A 16,134-nucleotide genomic window follows, 5' to 3' on the forward strand; every position below is an offset into this window, starting at 1 on the left:
CAAAGGTATAAAGGCAAAAGTATGAAGGTATTGGGTTTAGAGACCTCTTGTGATGAGACGGGACTGGCGATTTTTGATAGTGAGCAAATGAACAGTGACAATCAAGGTCTGGTTGGACAGGTATTGTATTCACAGATAGAGCTGCATGCACTCTACGGCGGTGTTGTACCTGAGCTTGCCAGTCGTGATCATATTCGCAAGCTGGTGCCTTTGCTTAATGAGTTGCTTGAGCAGTGCGACGTCAAGAAAAGCGAGATTGATGCGATTGCTTATACCAAAGGCCCCGGGCTTATTGGTGCCTTAATGACGGGTGCATTGTTTGGACGCAGCTTGGCGTATGGCTTAGACATTCCTGCGATTGGTATCCATCATATGGAAGGTCATCTGTTGGCACCGCTCATGGGTGCAAATCCTCCAGCTTTTCCTTTTGTCTCGCTGTTAGTGTCTGGTGGGCATACTTTGCTTATCGCCGCACGTGGTGTGGGTCAGTATGAGATATTGGGCGAATCGATAGATGATGCGGCAGGTGAGTGTTTTGACAAAGCCGCCAAAATGTTGGGCTTACCTTATCCTGGTGGTCCCAATATTGCCAAACTGGCAGAGACTGGCAACCCAAATGCTTACAGTTTACCAAGACCGATGTTACATCGTGGTTTGGATTTTTCCTTTAGCGGTATGAAAACGGCCGTGCATAACCTTATCAAAGACACGCCATGCTCAGGTGGTTCGGGTAATGTCTCGGATAGCGACCCACAAGTTCGCGCGGATATCGCTGCCAGTTTCCAACACGCGATGGTCGATACACTGGTAAAAAAATCCATCAAAGCGCTCAAGCAAGCAGAGATGAACCGTTTGGTGATTGCGGGTGGTGTCAGTGCCAATATCCATTTGCGCGAGACGCTAGAAGCTGAGCTAGCCAAAATAAATGCGACGGTTCATTATGCACCGCCAGCATTATGTACGGACAATGGTGCGATGATTGCTTATGCCGGTTACGAGCGCCTGCAAGCGGGTCAATCAGATGATTTGGCGGTGAGCTGCGTGCCGCGCTGGCCGATGACAGAGCTACCAGCGGTTTAAAGATGACTTTCTCAATACGCTATTCGTTAACCTTTATTAAACCTAAGGATGATCTATGCAGTGGATTGCGATTGGTTTAGGCGCCGCGCTGGGCGCGTGTTTGCGAGGCTGGCTTGCGCGCTTTAATCCGCTGCATCATTGGATACCACTAGGTACGTTGGGCGCTAATGTGTTGGGCGGCTTGTTAATAGGGCTCGCTCTAGTGTGGTTCGGGCGGATGGGTAGCGGCTTGTCTGACAATGCTAGACTGTTCGTAATCACTGGGTTTTTGGGTGGGCTGACGACGTTTAGCACTTTTAGCGCGGAGGTCTTTACCTTTATTAATGATGGCCGTTTGCTGGCAGGATTGGCGCTTATCGGTTTACATGTGGGACTGACTTTACTGGCGACTGCTATCGGATTTTATTTGTTTAAGTTGGTTTTGTAACCTTCGATAGATATTACTCACTTAATGGTCTGATTTGAGTAGTTCTTTTATTGCAGTCTGTTTTAAGTGGTCTGTTAATAGGTTTTTGGCACCTTTTAGGTGGTTCCCTTAGGGTATACCTTTTGTATGTACTGATCTGGATAAGGTTTGCATATTTAGTCCAGCAGCTGAGTTTGAACATAGTATTCATGGCAGTAAAGCTTTTGGGAGAATTAAATGATTTATTTTCGAGATAACGAGTCTTGGGTTCAATTTGGTCAGCAAAGATTGGATGACCCTGACATAGTTGTTATAGACTTAATGGGCTGTGAGAGTAAAGAAGACTTCACTTTGACAATAGGGAAGGTATTGTACGGATCTTACAGCCCTAAGCTAGTTACAGGTAAAAGCCTAGATGCGCTTACAGATGTAGTATCAGATTATCTGATTGAAAACTGGTTAAAATGGAAAGAAGTTTACATTATTGGATGGAAATACTTTACTGATAAACATCCTATTTTTTCGCAATATATGTTGTCTTCTTTTGTGAATTCCTATATTAAAAGTCTTTCAGGGGAATTACAACTAGTTGAATGGGGAGAAAGAAATTTTCAAGATTTGTACCTTTTAGAAGCATTGACAGACGCAAGACCAAAATTTTTTTTGGTATTGAATTAATATATGAACTTTTTAATAGGTAAAAACACTAGGTAGCCAGCAATTCAAATACGATAGAATATGTATGCTAAGTACACCATTAAGTACACCGTCATTATCTTAATAATTCAACCTATTGGTATACATAGCTCACAGCCAGACATTCAAGTCCTCACTAGGGAACCGTCATTTACCATAATGCTCGTCATAACGTAAGAGAGCGGACGATATTTCTTAACTGGAATAATTTAGTAAATAGCGAAATATTAAACCGGCTTTACTATTCCTTGTAGCAAACTCGCAAACCCTTGCATATAAGCGGTATCTTGACTCGATGTGCGTGTCGCTGCATACAGCTGGCAATGCACACCATCACCCAGCGGTCGCGAGACGACCCAACCTTTTTTCTCATATTCAGCAACGACCCAATCAGGTAAGGCCGCCACACCGCGTTCACTAGCGACCAGCTGAATCAGCATCGCAGTCAGCTCTGTCGTACGAATACTATCAAAACTGACTTGAGCTGGCGTCATAAAATTGGCAATAATATCGAGACGCTTGGCCTCTACCGGATAGGCAATCAAGGTCTCTTCAGTCAAATCAGTCGGCTCAATAAGCTTCTGCACCGCTAAATCATGCGTTGGCGATAGCACCAAGCGACTCTCATACTCAAACAACGGCTGATAGCTGATGCCCTCTATCGGTAAATCACTGGTGGTAATGAGTAGATCAATATCACCTTCTATTAATAAATGATGCGGTTCAGGCTCAAAACCCGTCGCAAAATCCAGCTCGACATCCGACCATTCGCGGCGATAATGATTAAGTATCGGCATTAGCCAATCAAAGCAGCTGTGACACTCGGATGCTAGGCGTAATCTACCTGCTTGACCGTGTGCCAAGCGTTTCAGATTGGACTTGGTACGAGTGACCTGCGGCATAATGCTGTCTGCCAATGCCAGTACCGTCTTGCCAGCTGGCGTAAAAGTCAGCGGACGCGTGCGGCGATTGACCAAGCTAATATCGTAATAATTCTCTAGCTCTTTTAGCTGATGCGAGACCGCAGAAGCTGTCACGTGCAGCTCATCGGCAGCCGCAGCAAGTGAACCATGCGCTCGTAATGCAGTTAACGTATTAAGATGGCGGAGCTCTAGCATAAGACAACCTGCCTGCTAAGTTGAGAAAAATTCATTATAGTACATATGTTGCTGACTTTCATTCATAGCGTATGATTAATGAGCCATGGACAACTAGCGCTTGCGTAACAGCAACTGTGAGATAATGACCAATATCAAAGAAGCGACTAATAATAGTGTACCAATAGCATTAACTTCTGGCTTGAGTCCTACTCGTACCATCGAGTAAATTCGTAGCGGTAATATCTCATAGCTAGGGCCCGTGACAAAGGTTGAAACCACGACGTCATCTAGCGATAAGGTAAAGGCGAGCAACCAACCTGCCATTACTGCTGGCAAAATAACGGGAATCAGCACGGTACGTACCATCGTCGATTCACTGGCGCCCAAGTCGCGCGCCGCTTCCATCAAGCGCTCATCCAAGCTGCTTAACCGCGCAAAGACAGTGATGACGACAAACGGCAGGCAAAAAGTAATGTGTGCCAATAGTAGTGAGACAAAACCTAGCTGTAGACCAATCAGCAAGAATAGCGCCAATAATGAGATAGCCAATACAATCTCAGGCGACATCATCAGGACAAATAAAAGTCCATTTAATAAGCCCTTACCGCGAAAGTTATAGCGATGTAAGGCTAGGGCAGTGAGCGTTCCTATCAAAGTCGAGACAGTCGCGGCAACCAATCCTAAAACAATAGAGTGCCAAAATGCATCGAGCATCGCTTGGTTATTAAATAGTGATTCGTACCACTTTAAGCTAAAGCCATCCCAGTTGTAGCCGATTTTTGACTTGTTAAAAGACATCACCACTAGGACGATAATGGGCAGATATAGCAAGGCATAAATCAACCCGAGATAGCCTTTGGCGGCGATACTGCCAATCTTAAGCGTACGAGGTTTTTTGGTTGGTGAACTATAAGACATTAGGCCACCTCATTAAAGTCAGTCTTGCCAATGCGGCGACTACTGGCACGATAGGCGAGTAATAGTACCGCCATAGCGAGGGTCAATAATACGCTTGCCGCTGCGCCAAACGGCCAATCACGCGCATCCAAAAACTGGTTTTTGATAATATTACCGACCAACAAGTTGCGCGAGCCGCCTAAAATATCGGCCACATAGAACATACCCATCGCTGGTAATAACACCAACAGTACCCCAGAGATAATCCCTGGTGTTGTGAGTGGTAGCACCACATGCCAAAAGGTCTGCCTTCTCGATGCACCCAAATCTTGCGACGCGAGTAGCATGTCATTGCGCAAGTCAGTAAAGACTGCATACAACGGCAATACCATAAAGGGAAATAACAAATAGGTCAGTCCCGCTATGACCGCGCCTTGCGTGTATAAAATATCAATAGGAGTATCAATCACACCTATCGCTAGCAAGAATTTATTAATCAAACCATTATTAGCAAACAATAACTTGAGGGCATAAGTGCGTACTAGAGAGTTCGTCCAAAACGGCAATATCAATAGCATCATGAGCAGCGGCTGCCAGCGAGTTTTGGCTTTAGAGACCAGCCACGCAAAAGGATAACCAAGCAGCAAGCAGATAACCGTGGTGATACTTGCCATCCATAATGAATGGACAAATACCTCAAAATACAACGGATCAATTATGCGTACATAGCTGTCGATGCTGACCGGCAAGCTGATAAAAGCGCTGCTATCGCGGGTCAAAAAGCTAACAGCGATGACTAGAATATTGGGTAATAAGGCAAAAATAAGCAACCAACCCCAAATCAACCACAGCGTTGCGGTACGAAAAGGACTTTTGCTGCCCAAATTGAAACGGCTAGTACGTGCCATCAGCTGACATCCTTTTGCACAGACATGCTTTGATGTTCGCTTGAGTTGGCGGTTGAATGGTCAATTGAGGGGTCAAGTGAGGGATCAAGTGAGGGATCAAGTGAACTGTCATCTGGTAGCACCCATTCCCAGCCATCAACCCATGAGACCTTGACCGCTTCATTCAATTTATAATCAAAGCTTGGATCGTCTTCATCAAAGAATTCAGAAGCCTTGATAATATGACCGTTTGCCAATTCAATAATAGAGTCTAAAGTGCTACCTTTATAGTTACTTTCAATCACTCGGCCAAACAGTCCAGTATGGACATCGTCATTAGGATCATAAATTCGCAAATCTTCAGGGCGCAGTAGTAAATTGACGATGTCGCCTACTTGCACATCATTGGCAAAATCAGGACGACGTAAATTACGTAACGTCGTTGGGCCGTCTTGAGCTTGTGCCTCACAGACTTCGACTTCGATACGTCCGTTAGTGACTTTGCCATCACGATCTGGCTGGTCAGCGTAGACGCCTTTGACTTCTGCCTTGAATAGATTGGTCTCACCGATAAATTTGGCAGTAAATAAATTCGCGGGCGTTTCATAAATCTCGATAGGTGTGCCGATTTGCTGAAAGGTGCCGTCTTTCATCACCGCAATACGGTCTGACATCGATAGTGCTTCTTCTTGGTCATGGGTGACGAAAACAAAAGTAATGCCCAGCTCACGCTGTAGCCGTTTAAGCTCAGACTGCATTTGCAAACGTAGCTTGTGGTCGAGTGCCGATAGCGGCTCATCAAGTAACAATAATTTAGGACGATTAATGACCGCCCGTGCGATGGCAACACGCTGCTGCTGACCACCAGATAAATCCTGCGGTTTGCGATTGGCGAGATGCTCTAATTGCACCATTGCTAGCATCTCGCTCACGCGCGTTTTAATCTCATCTTTAGGCACCTTTTTAATTTTAAGACCATAAGCCACGTTTTGCGCGACGGTCATATGCGGAAACAAGGCATACTGCTGAAACACCGTATTGACCGGACGCTTATCCGCTGGCAAGCCTGACATCTGCACGCCATCTAGATAGATAGCACCAGCGTTTGGCTGCTCAAAACCGGCAATCAAGCGTAGCAATGTCGTCTTGCCGCAGCCTGACGGGCCAAGCAAGGTCAAAAACTCACCATGCTTGATGTCGAGATTGATGTCTTTTAATACTTCGGTTTGGTCATAGGTTTTTTTTATATCAGTCAGTTGCAGCAGTACCGTGTCAAGTGACGCCGCAGCTTGGAGCGTGTTTGAAGGTGATTCGGTCATAAGGTTGGTTCCTAAGTATCCAACATCTCAGTACAGCTATACGTCTAAAGCACTGCCTTCAAGGTGGTTTGGTATGAGGATAAACGATGGGTATCAATAGGGTTCGGTTGCTGCGTATTATAACAAACCTTGGATATAAGTCAGTGCCAGTTCGTTATAAGTTAGCGATGCTACTTTGTCGTAAAATAAAATTTTGCCAAACAGCGTCAAATAGCTGTTTAATCTCCTGAGATTATCCATGCTATTTTTCTCGCTTGACGGCAATTTATCTCATTTTTATAATAGTTTTTAAAATCAAGACACGCCCTAGTGAGATTAAAAGCGATTTTTTTATTATTTTTCTGCTTTTATTCCTATACAATCATTTTGTGGCTAAGAAATAAAATGTGCCGGCTGTGCATGGCAAAATGCTTAGGGCGTGTCTTCAATTCACTCGATAGTCATTTAAATGGGCTAAAAATGGCTAAATCTTGCCAAACATCGTCAAATAGCTTGTTAATATCCCGATATTATCTGCGCTATTTTTCTTGTTTGACGGCAATTTATCTCATTTTTATCACCACTTTTGAAATGAAGACACGCCCTAGCCAAGCTATGGTCAAAAAACAGAGATTTATTATTCTAATCATTTGATAATCAAGGACCCTTTATGCCTAATGATACTCGTCCACAAACAGGTCTAGAAGCGCTAGAACTACTAAGAGACGGTAATGCGCGCTACGTCGATAGCCTGACGAACACTGATCCAATGATGCAACGACGTCCAGAACTCGTGAGCGATCAAGACCCGCTGGCCATCATTTTGGGTTGCTCGGATGCCCGCGTACCAGTCGAGATTGTATTTGATCAAGGCTTGGGTGATTTGTTTGTTATTCGAGTAGCGGGTAATGTGGTTGCGCCTTCACAAATCGGTTCGGTAGAGTTTGCCGCCGAAAAGTTTGGCACAAAATTGGTGGTGGTCTTAGGACATTCGCATTGCGGCGCTGTCACTGCTTGCGTCGAGGCGCTGATTAATCCTGAGCAAAATTATTCGCCAAACTTACAGTCAATCGTCGATCGTATTCGCCCAAGCGTCTACAACCTTCATGAGCTCGCCACTGCCAATGGTCAAGATGTCGATGCTGATGAGCTGGTCGATCGCTCGATACGTGCCAACGTGCGCATGTCGGTCAGCCAGCTCAAGCATGGTTCGCGAGCGTTAGAGGATTTGACCAGCAGTGGTCAGTTATTGGTCGTTGGTGCAGAGTATGATTTAGAGACAGGAAAAGTACGGTTTTTAGACAGTTAATAGTTATTCTTTTATTAATAAACTTATTAATAAAGTCGCGCCTGCCTTACTCTTATTTGATGTATGGTTTGTGCGGCTACACCGAGTTATTTCATATAAATATCCCTATCGATTGACTGTATAGACTATCAGCTCTTACAAAACCCTATCACTAGTCCCGCGATTTTTTATTATGATGAGAGTTTCAAGCCAATCATGACAACCATGATTTTCTGGTCTTTCAATATTAATAACTCTTCAACTATTAGGATAAACATGTCTACTTCAGTGTCCCATTCAGAAAATGTGCATAATGAAGCAACGGTCGCGCAGCCCGCAAACAGTGTTAAGGCCGATGGTGTGCAGTCGATTGCCGGACAAACCACTGGCTTTACTTTTAACCATACGATGCTACGCGTGAAAGACCCTGCAAAATCATTAGCGTTTTATACTGGTGTTCTTGGTATGACCTTGCTGGCGGTAAAAAAGTTCCCTGATATGGGTTTTGATTTATACTTTTTGGCCCAGTTAACTGAGAGTGAGCGGGACAATTTGCCCACTGGTGACGACTTAGAAATATTTGCGTTCCGTCAACGCGGAATTTTAGAATTGACCCATAATTACGGTACTGAGACAAAGGCTGACTTCAGCTATCACGATGGCAATGGCGAACCACAAGGCTTTGGGCATATTTGCTTTAGCGTACCGAGTTTAGATGAGGCCGTTGCTTGGTTTGATAAAAATGATGTCGAATTCAAAAAACGTCCAGAAGAGGGTAGTATGAAAAACATTGCCTTTATCAAAGACGTCGACGGCTACTGGATTGAAATCGTACAAGCAGATTTGATGCGCTAGATGTTAGACAGTTAAAAAATATAAGCATTAATGAATAAAAAAGTTTAATAATTTAAGGAGTGATCCCTGCATGCCCAGCCCTGAGGCAAACCCTACTGCTGCTGATCCAGCGACGATTAACTCAGCGACAACGACTGATGTTTTTACTTATCAAAGTATTATTGATTCGGCGAATGGAATATTTATCGGCTTTGTTGAGCGTATTCCGTACTTTATAGCGTCGATTATCGTTGTTCTGATTTTTTGGTTTCTATCAATCGTCTTCAAAAAAATCGTCTACAAATTGCTGGGTAGCCGTAGTCGGCATCAGAACTTGGTCAAAGTGTTTCAACGGGTAGGCGGCGCGCTGATTATTTTTATTGGTTTCATGATTGCCATGGTGATCGCCGTACCAGGATTTACGCCTGCCAAGCTGATTGGCGCACTCGGTATTGGTTCGGTCGCGATTGGTTTTGCTTTCAAAGATATTTTTCAAAACTTACTATCGGGTATTTTGCTACTCATCTCGGAGCCGTTTCGTATTGGCGATCAGATCGTTTCTGGAGAATATGAGGGAACAGTTGAGGATATTAAAATCCGTGCAACCACCATCAAGACTTATGATGGTCGACAAGTCGTTATCCCAAACTCAGACCTATATACCTCAGCATTGACGGTCAATACCGCCTACAAACAGCGTCGTTTACAAGTGGCGGTCGGCATTGGTTATGAAGATGATATCGAAGCGGCGAAAGCTGAGATTATGCAAGCATTGGATAAAGTGGGTAGTGTTTCCACTAAATCTAAGCCAAGCGTGATTGCAACGGGATTTGGCGGATCGTCTATGGATCTGATGGTGCGCTGGTTTATTGAAGATGGTACGCAGGCCAATAAGGTTGCCTCTATTCACCAAGTTATTGTAGAGATTAAAAATGCGCTTGATGCAGCAGAGATCAATATTCCATTCCCGATACGCACGATCGATTTGAGTGATCCGTCCGTGAAAGCGATTGTCAATAAAATCAATGAGCAACAAAATGAGCAACAAAATGAGCAACAAGCTGTTGATGTTAATAAAGCAGCGACAGAGTAGTTGAACTGGTGAGGCAATTTTGTTTGTTCGATAGACTTGCCAAATCTATTGCCTAAGTAATCGAACTTTCAAACGACATTAAAAAAACCGCCATATCAAAGGATACGGCGGTTTTTTTGTTATCAATCAACGGGTATTTATTCAGTTTTAGCTCGGAAATCTGTATGACATGATTTGCAGCTTGCACCAACTTGACCAAAGGCAGGTTTAACATCATCCATGCTAGTGGCAGTTTGTGCGGTAGCGCTTAGCTCAGCAGTGACTTTTTGGAAGTTGTCGGCTTCTGCACGGAACTCATCCGCATTAGACCAAACCGCTTCAGTAGTATTACCTACCGCTTCTGGATCTTCAAAATGACTCCAAGGCTTGGCGGAATCTTCTGCTAAGAACGCCGCTTGCTCTTTAAATACTTCAGAATCAAATGTGTCAGGTGCTTTTGCCATATCACCCATGACGCCCATTGCATCGCCCCAGTTTTTCATAGTGTCTTGACGCGCTTGCACGTCAGGGTTAGATTCTGTTGAGGTGCTACAGGCCGTTAGACCCAGTGCAGCTGCCATCAAAGTAATGCTAACCAGAGATTTGAAAGATTTGTTGGTATAAACCTGTGCCATATGACTTACTCCTTTAAACTTGGCTAATAGTAAGCGCGATTACAAACGCTCGCTTTGTCGTAAAATATAGTTATACAAAATACTGCCTAAAATTCTTTTGAGCACAGTTGCTAATAAAGAATGCCTTCTATTGTAACGGTTATCTGGGCGATGGGAATTATATAGTTGTTATATCCTCGTAATATTTTAAATAAGTATAACTTAACTTGGGTATGGCTACTTATGGTTGGCTTTGACGATTGTATGGTAGTTACGCAACATATTTTTTACAATAACGACGAGAGGGTGGGTTGTTTAAACAGTACGGACAATAAAAAAAGCCAGCGATAGTAGCTGACCTTCTTAATGTTTTCCAAAAGTATGAATGCCGTGATATTTACAACACCTATAGCGCTAACCAATCACGAGGTTTTAAATAATAATTGGTCAACTCAAATTCAGACGTTCCTTCCGTAGGCTCAAAACGATAATGCCAGCTGGCAAGCGGCGGCATACTGACTAGAATTGACTCGATGCGCCCGTTGCTCTGTAGTCCAAATAGCGTTCCGCGATCGTAGACCAGATTGTACTCGACGTAGCGACCACGGCGATAGAGCTGAAACTCACGCTGTGCTTCGGTATAAGGCGTATTTTTACGCTGTTCAAAAATCGGCATGATACCGTCAAGATAACCATTGCCCACGGCTTTCATAAAGTTAAAGCAAGTCTCAAAGTCCCAGCCACGGCTATCAGTATTGACATCATCATAGAATAGACCACCGATACCGCGTTGCTCATCACGATGGCGCAAATGGAAATACTCATCACACCACTGTTTAAAATCAGCGTAGATATTATCTCCAAAAGGCGCACACAAGTCATAACAGACTTGATGCCAGTGTACACAGTCGGCTAGTACTGGATAGAACGGCGTCAAATCAAAACCACCGCCGAACCACCAAATAGGTGCTTCGCCCTCGGCTTCGGCGATGAACAAGCGTACGTTGGCATGACTGGTAGGGACATTGGGGTTTTTGGGATGAACAACCAATGACACACCCATGGCTTGTGCTTTGCGACCTGCAATATCGGGGTGACGCGCGGTGGCTGAGGCGGGCAGGTTATGGACATGAATATGGCTAAACATGACTCCCGCTTTTTCGATAACCTCACCGTCTGCCAATACACAGGACCTACCACCGCCGCCTTCAGGACGCTCCCAATCGTCGGGAACAAAAGTTGCAGTACCTCCACCGTCGCGCTCCTGTGCTTCTAACGCTTGGCAAATACGCGCCTGTAAATCAACTAAAAACGCACGCACTCGCATGATATCATCGCTGGTCGGAGTGACTGTTTTCTTCGACTGCAGTTTTTTCGATTCTAGGTTCTTCGATTCTAGGTTTGCAGAGTCTGTAGTTAAGGGGTTTGCATTGTTGTCTAAATTTTGATTGTTCATAAAAATATCTATTTATTCAGGTGTATTGCAGTATTGAATTCTTTATCGAGTAAATGTCCCATACGATCACGCTTGGTGGCCAGATAGTCTGCATTCATGTCATTAACACCAACGACCAATGGTACGCGCTCCACGACATCGATGCCATGGGCAGTCAAATAAGCAACTTTGTCTGGATTATTGGTGATCAGTCTCACCGCATCAACGCCCACATGGGCGAGCATCGGGCTGCACATATCATAAACGCGCGCGTCAGCAGGCAAGCCTAACATCAGATTGGCATCTAAGGTATCATGCCCTTGATCTTGCAGCGCATAGGCACGGATTTTATTGGTCAGCCCAATGCCGCGACCTTCTTGGCGCAGGTAAAGAATTGCCCCGTAACCGGTTTCTTGTATCGCTTGCATCGCTGTATTAAGCTGGGGGCCACAGTCACACTTCAATGAACTAAATGCATCACCGGTCAAGCATTCAGAGTGAATACGCACCAATGGGATAGGTCGTTCTGCTAGCGTGTCCTGCTTTTGCGTCAAGACATCGACAGCGTCTTTATTTTGCTCAACCACAGACAGACCGACCGTCAGCATCACATGCTCTTGACCGTCTTCATTTTCAAAGATATGGATATCAAACTCGCCGTGACGAGTAGGTAGTGTGGCGCTGGTGATAAATTGATATGACATTAATGTCCTACATGAGCCGATCATCGAGGCGGTAGCGGATTTTGGCATAGCCATATTATTATGGTTAAGAGGTTATCAATATAACCGGTTCGTGAAGACAACGTGTTTATAGCGCTTATTATAAAAACACACAAAGTTCACAGACGACGCACGATGATTAAAGCGACAATTAAAAAATAATGCTATTATGCCATACTATTTTAACGGATACAGTGACAAGTCTTTGCCCTTACATTACTATGTCGTCACTAACGTCTGATATTGATGCCAGACAATGAGGCATAATAGCAATACTTGGTGTCACAGCGTTAAGACCATCGTCGTCTATTATGGCGGCGTACTTATTGCTATGCGTCATTATATAAGCGATGAGCGCTATCAGTAATTTTATAGTCAATGACATCCATCATGGTGTCGTGATTATTGCTATTATTAACGCCACTATTATTAACGCCACTTAGTTATTGATAACCATAGTAATATTCTAGGGTAATCCCTTGTCAGCAGATTGGTAGGTATCGTACGGTTTATGCAGCAGTCACCTTATTCCCCACAGTCTCAGTCAGTATCTGCGTCAGCCATGGAGTCTGCTGCTAAGCTATCCAGTCTGCAACAGACGTATGCAGTGATTCCACGTGTGCGTCCTCATACACCGCTACTCGATGCGATCAATACGCCCTCTGATCTGAAAAAATTTACTACCGCGCAGCTTATTAATTTGGCTGATGAATTGCGGCTTTTTTTATTGTATTCAGCGGGTCAGAGTGGCGGACATTTCGGTGCAAATTTAGGGGTGGTTGAGCTGACGATTGCGCTGCATTACCTCTTAGATGCGCCGCAAGATCAGATCGTTTGGGATGTGGGTCACCAAGCTTATGCGCATAAAGTACTGACAGGTCGCCGCGATAAGCTCGGAACGATTCGTTCTAAAGACGGTTTGACCGCTTTTCCTGAGCGTGCTGAGTCAGCTTACGATACGTTCGGCGTTGGGCATTCATCGACTTCCATTTCAGCTGGTCTAGGCATGAGTCTGGCGCTGCGTTACCAAGGCCGCGCGCAAACCGTGGCTTGTATTATTGGTGACGGTGCGATGACCGGTGGTATGGCATTTGAAGCCATGAATGATGCGGTGCAACAAGATGCGGATCTGTTGGTTATTTTAAATGACAACGATATGTCGATATCTTGTTCTATCGGTGGCTTTTCACGGCATTTAGCCATGCTGTGGGAATCAGGTTATCAAGTTGATATCTCTGATGCAGGCGAGCCAGTGCTATGCCAGCGCCCTGATATGCAAGCGTTTGACCGCCGTAAACGCCATAAAGAAATGCGCGATGTGCCGCAGCTAGAAGACAATTTATTCAAAGCGGTTGGCTTTACTTACTTTGGTCCCTTTGACGGACATAATGTGCCTGAGCTGCTACGAGTATTGTCGCTTGCCAAGCAAGTAAAGGGTCCGGTGTTAGTCCATATTTATACCACTAAAGGCAAGGGTTTTGCGCCAGCTGAATTAGATCCAGTTGGCTATCATGCTATCGGTAAATTGCCTGTCGAAGATGATGAAGCAAAACCTACAGAAGGCAAAGTTTCAGCAACTAATATTCCAGAAATTAGCATTCCAAAAACTGACATTCCAAAAACTAGGCCTGCCTTAAAGTACTCGCAAGTATTCGGCCAGTTCCTATGTGATAAAGCGGTGACAGACGATAAGTTGTTGGCTATTACGCCTGCTATGGAAGAAGGCTCGGGGATGATCGACTTTGCTCATCATTTCCCAACGCGTTTTTTTGATGTTGCTATCGCTGAACAACATGCGGTGACGCTGGCCGCTGGTATGGCGACCCAAGGCGTTAAACCTATCGTGGCGATTTATTCGACGTTCTTGCAACGTGGTTATGATCAGCTGATTCATGATGTGGCGTTGCAAAACCTTGATGTGACCTTTGCTATCGATCGCGCGGGTCTGGTTGGTGAAGATGGCGCTACTCATGCAGGCGTCTTTGATTTTGCCTTTTTACGCTGCGTGCCCAACATGGTGATTGCTGCGCCAAAAGACGAGAACGAATGCTACCATTTGCTTAATACCTGTTATGAGTACCAAGGTTGTACAGCCGTACGCTATCCGCGCGGTGTCGGTACTGGGGCTATTATTACTCAGCCAGCACAAACTTATAACATCGGCGAAGCAGTGGTAGAGGCAGTATTAGGTAACGACAATGCGCCTAAAAAACTGGCGCTACTGGCATTTGGCACGATGGTTGCGACGGCTCAACAAGCAGCACAAGCTATCACCAATGATGATGCAGAACTACACTCAGAACCAGACTGTCAGGTGCATGTGGTCAATATGCGCTGGGTAAAACCGTTAGATACTAAATTGCTCGAAACATTACTTGAGCAAGGTATCACGCATATCGCGACCTTAGAAGAGCATATGACGATGGGCGGCGCGGGTAGTGCGGTCAATGAGTATTTGCTTAACGAATCGCTAGCCTTTAAAAATAGTCGTCCGGCTGTCTGTAATATTGGCATCGCTGATCGCTTTATCGCGCATGGTTCACAAGCTGAGCAATGGGCTGATTGTGGTTTAGATGTCCAAGGCGTGGTTGGCCAACTACAAAACTTATTATCGTGAAATGTTTTGATAGCGACCTGTTTAATTAAAAAAACAGATAGCTTGATCAATAGATATAACGCCTACTTAGCCGTGGGTGCTGACTTTTTTACAACTTGCGCAGTTCGTGACGACCACCAAAATAATGGTTGGTTTTGTGAGCGTAATGGTTTTTTCGTTTTTATCGAACAATTTTAGTATAATGCGGTTGTCGTTTATAAGTTTTTATTTATAAAAGACACGTTTTTAAATCGCATAGATGTGGTGTGATGCGGCTAGTCTAATTGGCATGTTGTGGGCACAAAGTTAGTCTTATTTTTATATTCATTCATCAAGCAAATAGGTTATTTATGGAACCCATGGTCGTCATCGCAGCACGTACTGCTGAAAAAGTTGGTAAAGAGATTTTATATGCGCATCAAAACCGCCACAAAATCGAATTGGATATCGAGTCAAAAGGACTTGATGGATTGGTCACACGTATTGATCGTTTCAGTGAAGAGCTGACGATTGAGACGCTAAAAGCCAGCTATCCGAATCATTCGTTTTTGGGTGAAGAGTTTGGTATGCAAGAAGGTCGCGGCGAAGACGCTGACTGGTGCTGGATTATCGATCCGCTAGATGGCACCAAAAACTTCGTCCATGGTGTGCCGCAGTTCTGCGTATCGATTGCTGTACAGCATAAAGGCGTTACCCAACATGGCGTGGTCTATGATCCAGTCCGTGATGAGATGTTCTCTGCTAGCCGCGGTAAAGGCGCGCGCTTGAACAATCGCCGTATGCAAGTGAGCGAACGCAAAACACTTGATGGTGGTCTATTTACTACGGGTCATCCGCTTGAGCGTAAGCGCAATGGTGAAATTGTCTCTTATGCGAAAGAGCATTTTGAAAGCCTACAGAAAGTCTCTGAAGCGGGCGGTCAAATTCGTCGTTTAGGCTCAGCGGCACTTGATTTATGCTATGTGGCCGCTGGTCGTTTCGATGGTTATTTTGAGATGTCTATCAAGCCGTGGGACATCGCTGCTGGTGAGCTTATCGTAACTGAGGCACGTGGTGTGGTCGTCGATCATACTGGTGCACACGACTCAATGACTTCAGGCTCTATCTTTGCGTGCAACATCAAACTGCTAAAACCACTGATGCAAGTGGTTGTCCCAATATGGGGTGACGCGGTATAGTAAGTCCTCGATAAACTTGTGATGGCGTGAT

15 protein-coding genes are annotated in these 16,134 nt (G+C 44.8%); 8 read left to right on the top strand and 7 right to left on the bottom strand.

Going from position 1 to position 16,134, the window contains the following annotated elements:
• The first annotated feature begins 21 nt into the window (after positions 1–21).
• The 3 genes from tsaD to ACMFL8_RS01470 all read left to right on the top strand — a co-directional run bounded on the left by tsaD (position 22) and on the right by ACMFL8_RS01470 (position 2,164).
• Positions 22–1,080, top strand: a complete 1,059-nt coding sequence (gene tsaD, locus ACMFL8_RS01460) for a tRNA (adenosine(37)-N6)-threonylcarbamoyltransferase complex transferase subunit TsaD (protein WP_413189898.1) — start codon at positions 22–24, stop codon at positions 1,078–1,080.
• Between the two features lie 55 nt (positions 1,081–1,135).
• Positions 1,136–1,507 (top strand): CrcB family protein, encoded by a 372-nt coding sequence (locus ACMFL8_RS01465; protein ID WP_194620726.1) that lies wholly within the window; start codon positions 1,136–1,138, stop codon positions 1,505–1,507.
• A gap of 216 nt (positions 1,508–1,723) precedes the next feature.
• Positions 1,724–2,164 (top strand): hypothetical protein, encoded by a 441-nt coding sequence (locus ACMFL8_RS01470; RefSeq protein WP_194620727.1) that lies wholly within the window; start codon positions 1,724–1,726, stop codon positions 2,162–2,164.
• A 245-nt stretch (positions 2,165–2,409) separates the two neighbouring features.
• Here ACMFL8_RS01470 and ACMFL8_RS01475 read toward each other — a convergent pair whose 3' ends face one another.
• From ACMFL8_RS01475 to potA, 4 genes are all read right to left on the bottom strand, one after another.
• Entirely contained in the window at positions 2,410–3,300 is an 891-nt protein-coding gene (locus tag ACMFL8_RS01475) for a LysR family transcriptional regulator (protein WP_194620728.1), read from the bottom strand.
• A 93-nt stretch (positions 3,301–3,393) separates the two neighbouring features.
• Complete coding sequence (gene potC, locus ACMFL8_RS01480) at positions 3,394–4,200, bottom strand: spermidine/putrescine ABC transporter permease PotC (protein WP_413189899.1); 807 nt, start codon at positions 4,198–4,200, stop codon at positions 3,394–3,396.
• Positions 4,200–5,087: a spermidine/putrescine ABC transporter permease PotB gene (gene potB / locus ACMFL8_RS01485; RefSeq protein ID WP_010195883.1), complete on the bottom strand. Its 888-nt coding sequence runs from the start codon at positions 5,085–5,087 to the stop codon at positions 4,200–4,202. Before potB ends, potC begins: the two co-directional genes overlap by 1 nt.
• Entirely contained in the window at positions 5,087–6,385 is a 1,299-nt protein-coding gene (gene potA / locus ACMFL8_RS01490) for a spermidine/putrescine ABC transporter ATP-binding protein PotA (RefSeq protein WP_413189900.1), read from the bottom strand. Before potA ends, potB begins: the two co-directional genes overlap by 1 nt.
• A gap of 649 nt (positions 6,386–7,034) precedes the next feature.
• Here potA and ACMFL8_RS01495 point away from each other — a divergent pair.
• The 3 genes from ACMFL8_RS01495 to ACMFL8_RS01505 all read left to right on the top strand — a co-directional run bounded on the left by ACMFL8_RS01495 (position 7,035) and on the right by ACMFL8_RS01505 (position 9,579).
• Entirely contained in the window at positions 7,035–7,673 is a 639-nt protein-coding gene (locus ACMFL8_RS01495) for a carbonic anhydrase (protein WP_189583081.1), read from the top strand.
• A 255-nt stretch (positions 7,674–7,928) separates the two neighbouring features.
• On the top strand, positions 7,929–8,507 hold the full coding sequence (gloA, locus tag ACMFL8_RS01500) for a lactoylglutathione lyase (RefSeq protein WP_413189901.1): 579 nt from the start codon (positions 7,929–7,931) through the stop codon (positions 8,505–8,507).
• Between the two features lie 70 nt (positions 8,508–8,577).
• Complete coding sequence (locus ACMFL8_RS01505) at positions 8,578–9,579, top strand: mechanosensitive ion channel family protein (RefSeq protein WP_413189902.1); 1,002 nt, start codon at positions 8,578–8,580, stop codon at positions 9,577–9,579.
• A gap of 137 nt (positions 9,580–9,716) precedes the next feature.
• Here the strand turns inward: ACMFL8_RS01505 and ACMFL8_RS01510 are convergent, their stop codons facing one another.
• The 3 genes from ACMFL8_RS01510 to ribA form a co-directional block, all read right to left on the bottom strand.
• The gene (locus ACMFL8_RS01510) at positions 9,717–10,193 is read right to left on the bottom strand and encodes a c-type cytochrome (RefSeq protein WP_201592598.1); all 477 of its coding nucleotides are present in this window, start codon (positions 10,191–10,193) and stop codon (positions 9,717–9,719) included.
• 385 nt (positions 10,194–10,578) lie between these two features.
• Complete coding sequence (gene hemF / locus ACMFL8_RS01515; RefSeq protein WP_413191357.1) at positions 10,579–11,499, bottom strand: oxygen-dependent coproporphyrinogen oxidase; 921 nt, start codon at positions 11,497–11,499, stop codon at positions 10,579–10,581.
• A gap of 137 nt (positions 11,500–11,636) precedes the next feature.
• The gene (gene ribA, locus ACMFL8_RS01520) at positions 11,637–12,311 is read right to left on the bottom strand and encodes a GTP cyclohydrolase II (RefSeq protein ID WP_201592600.1); all 675 of its coding nucleotides are present in this window, start codon (positions 12,309–12,311) and stop codon (positions 11,637–11,639) included.
• Positions 12,312–12,840: 529 nt separating this feature from the next.
• Between ribA and dxs the strand changes: the two genes are divergently transcribed.
• Both dxs and ACMFL8_RS01530 read left to right on the top strand, forming a co-directional pair.
• Entirely contained in the window at positions 12,841–14,946 is a 2,106-nt protein-coding gene (gene dxs, locus ACMFL8_RS01525; protein ID WP_413189903.1) for a 1-deoxy-D-xylulose-5-phosphate synthase, read from the top strand.
• 329 nt (positions 14,947–15,275) lie between these two features.
• Positions 15,276–16,103 (top strand): inositol monophosphatase family protein, encoded by an 828-nt coding sequence (locus tag ACMFL8_RS01530; RefSeq protein ID WP_010195855.1) that lies wholly within the window; start codon positions 15,276–15,278, stop codon positions 16,101–16,103.
• Positions 16,104–16,134: the final 31 nt, after the last annotated feature.

The sequence above is a fragment of the Psychrobacter sp. AT9 genome (genome assembly GCF_047272965.1).
Classification (GTDB): Bacteria; Pseudomonadota; Gammaproteobacteria; order Pseudomonadales; family Moraxellaceae; genus Psychrobacter; species Psychrobacter glaciei.

Excerpts from the sequence above, each read along its gene's own strand:
- tsaD (WP_413189898.1), top strand. The coding sequence starts at position 22 with ATGAAGGTATTGGGTTTAGAGACCTCTTGTGATGAGACGGGACTGGCG.
- ACMFL8_RS01465 (WP_194620726.1), top strand. The coding sequence starts at position 1,136 with ATGCAGTGGATTGCGATTGGTTTAGGCGCCGCGCTGGGCGCGTGTTTG.
- ACMFL8_RS01470 (WP_194620727.1), top strand. The coding sequence starts at position 1,724 with ATGATTTATTTTCGAGATAACGAGTCTTGGGTTCAATTTGGTCAGCAA.
- ACMFL8_RS01475 (WP_194620728.1), bottom strand. The coding sequence starts at position 3,300 with ATGCTAGAGCTCCGCCATCTTAATACGTTAACTGCATTACGAGCGCAT.
- potC (WP_413189899.1), bottom strand. The coding sequence starts at position 4,200 with ATGTCTTATAGTTCACCAACCAAAAAACCTCGTACGCTTAAGATTGGC.
- potB (WP_010195883.1), bottom strand. The coding sequence starts at position 5,087 with ATGGCACGTACTAGCCGTTTCAATTTGGGCAGCAAAAGTCCTTTTCGT.
- potA (WP_413189900.1), bottom strand. The coding sequence starts at position 6,385 with ATGACCGAATCACCTTCAAACACGCTCCAAGCTGCGGCGTCACTTGAC.
- ACMFL8_RS01495 (WP_189583081.1), top strand. The coding sequence starts at position 7,035 with ATGCCTAATGATACTCGTCCACAAACAGGTCTAGAAGCGCTAGAACTA.
- gloA (WP_413189901.1), top strand. The coding sequence starts at position 7,929 with ATGTCTACTTCAGTGTCCCATTCAGAAAATGTGCATAATGAAGCAACG.
- ACMFL8_RS01505 (WP_413189902.1), top strand. The coding sequence starts at position 8,578 with ATGCCCAGCCCTGAGGCAAACCCTACTGCTGCTGATCCAGCGACGATT.
- ACMFL8_RS01510 (WP_201592598.1), bottom strand. The coding sequence starts at position 10,193 with ATGGCACAGGTTTATACCAACAAATCTTTCAAATCTCTGGTTAGCATT.
- hemF (WP_413191357.1), bottom strand. The coding sequence starts at position 11,499 with ATGCGAGTGCGTGCGTTTTTAGTTGATTTACAGGCGCGTATTTGCCAA.
- ribA (WP_201592600.1), bottom strand. The coding sequence starts at position 12,311 with ATGTCATATCAATTTATCACCAGCGCCACACTACCTACTCGTCACGGC.
- dxs (WP_413189903.1), top strand. The coding sequence starts at position 12,841 with ATGCAGCAGTCACCTTATTCCCCACAGTCTCAGTCAGTATCTGCGTCA.
- ACMFL8_RS01530 (WP_010195855.1), top strand. The coding sequence starts at position 15,276 with ATGGAACCCATGGTCGTCATCGCAGCACGTACTGCTGAAAAAGTTGGT.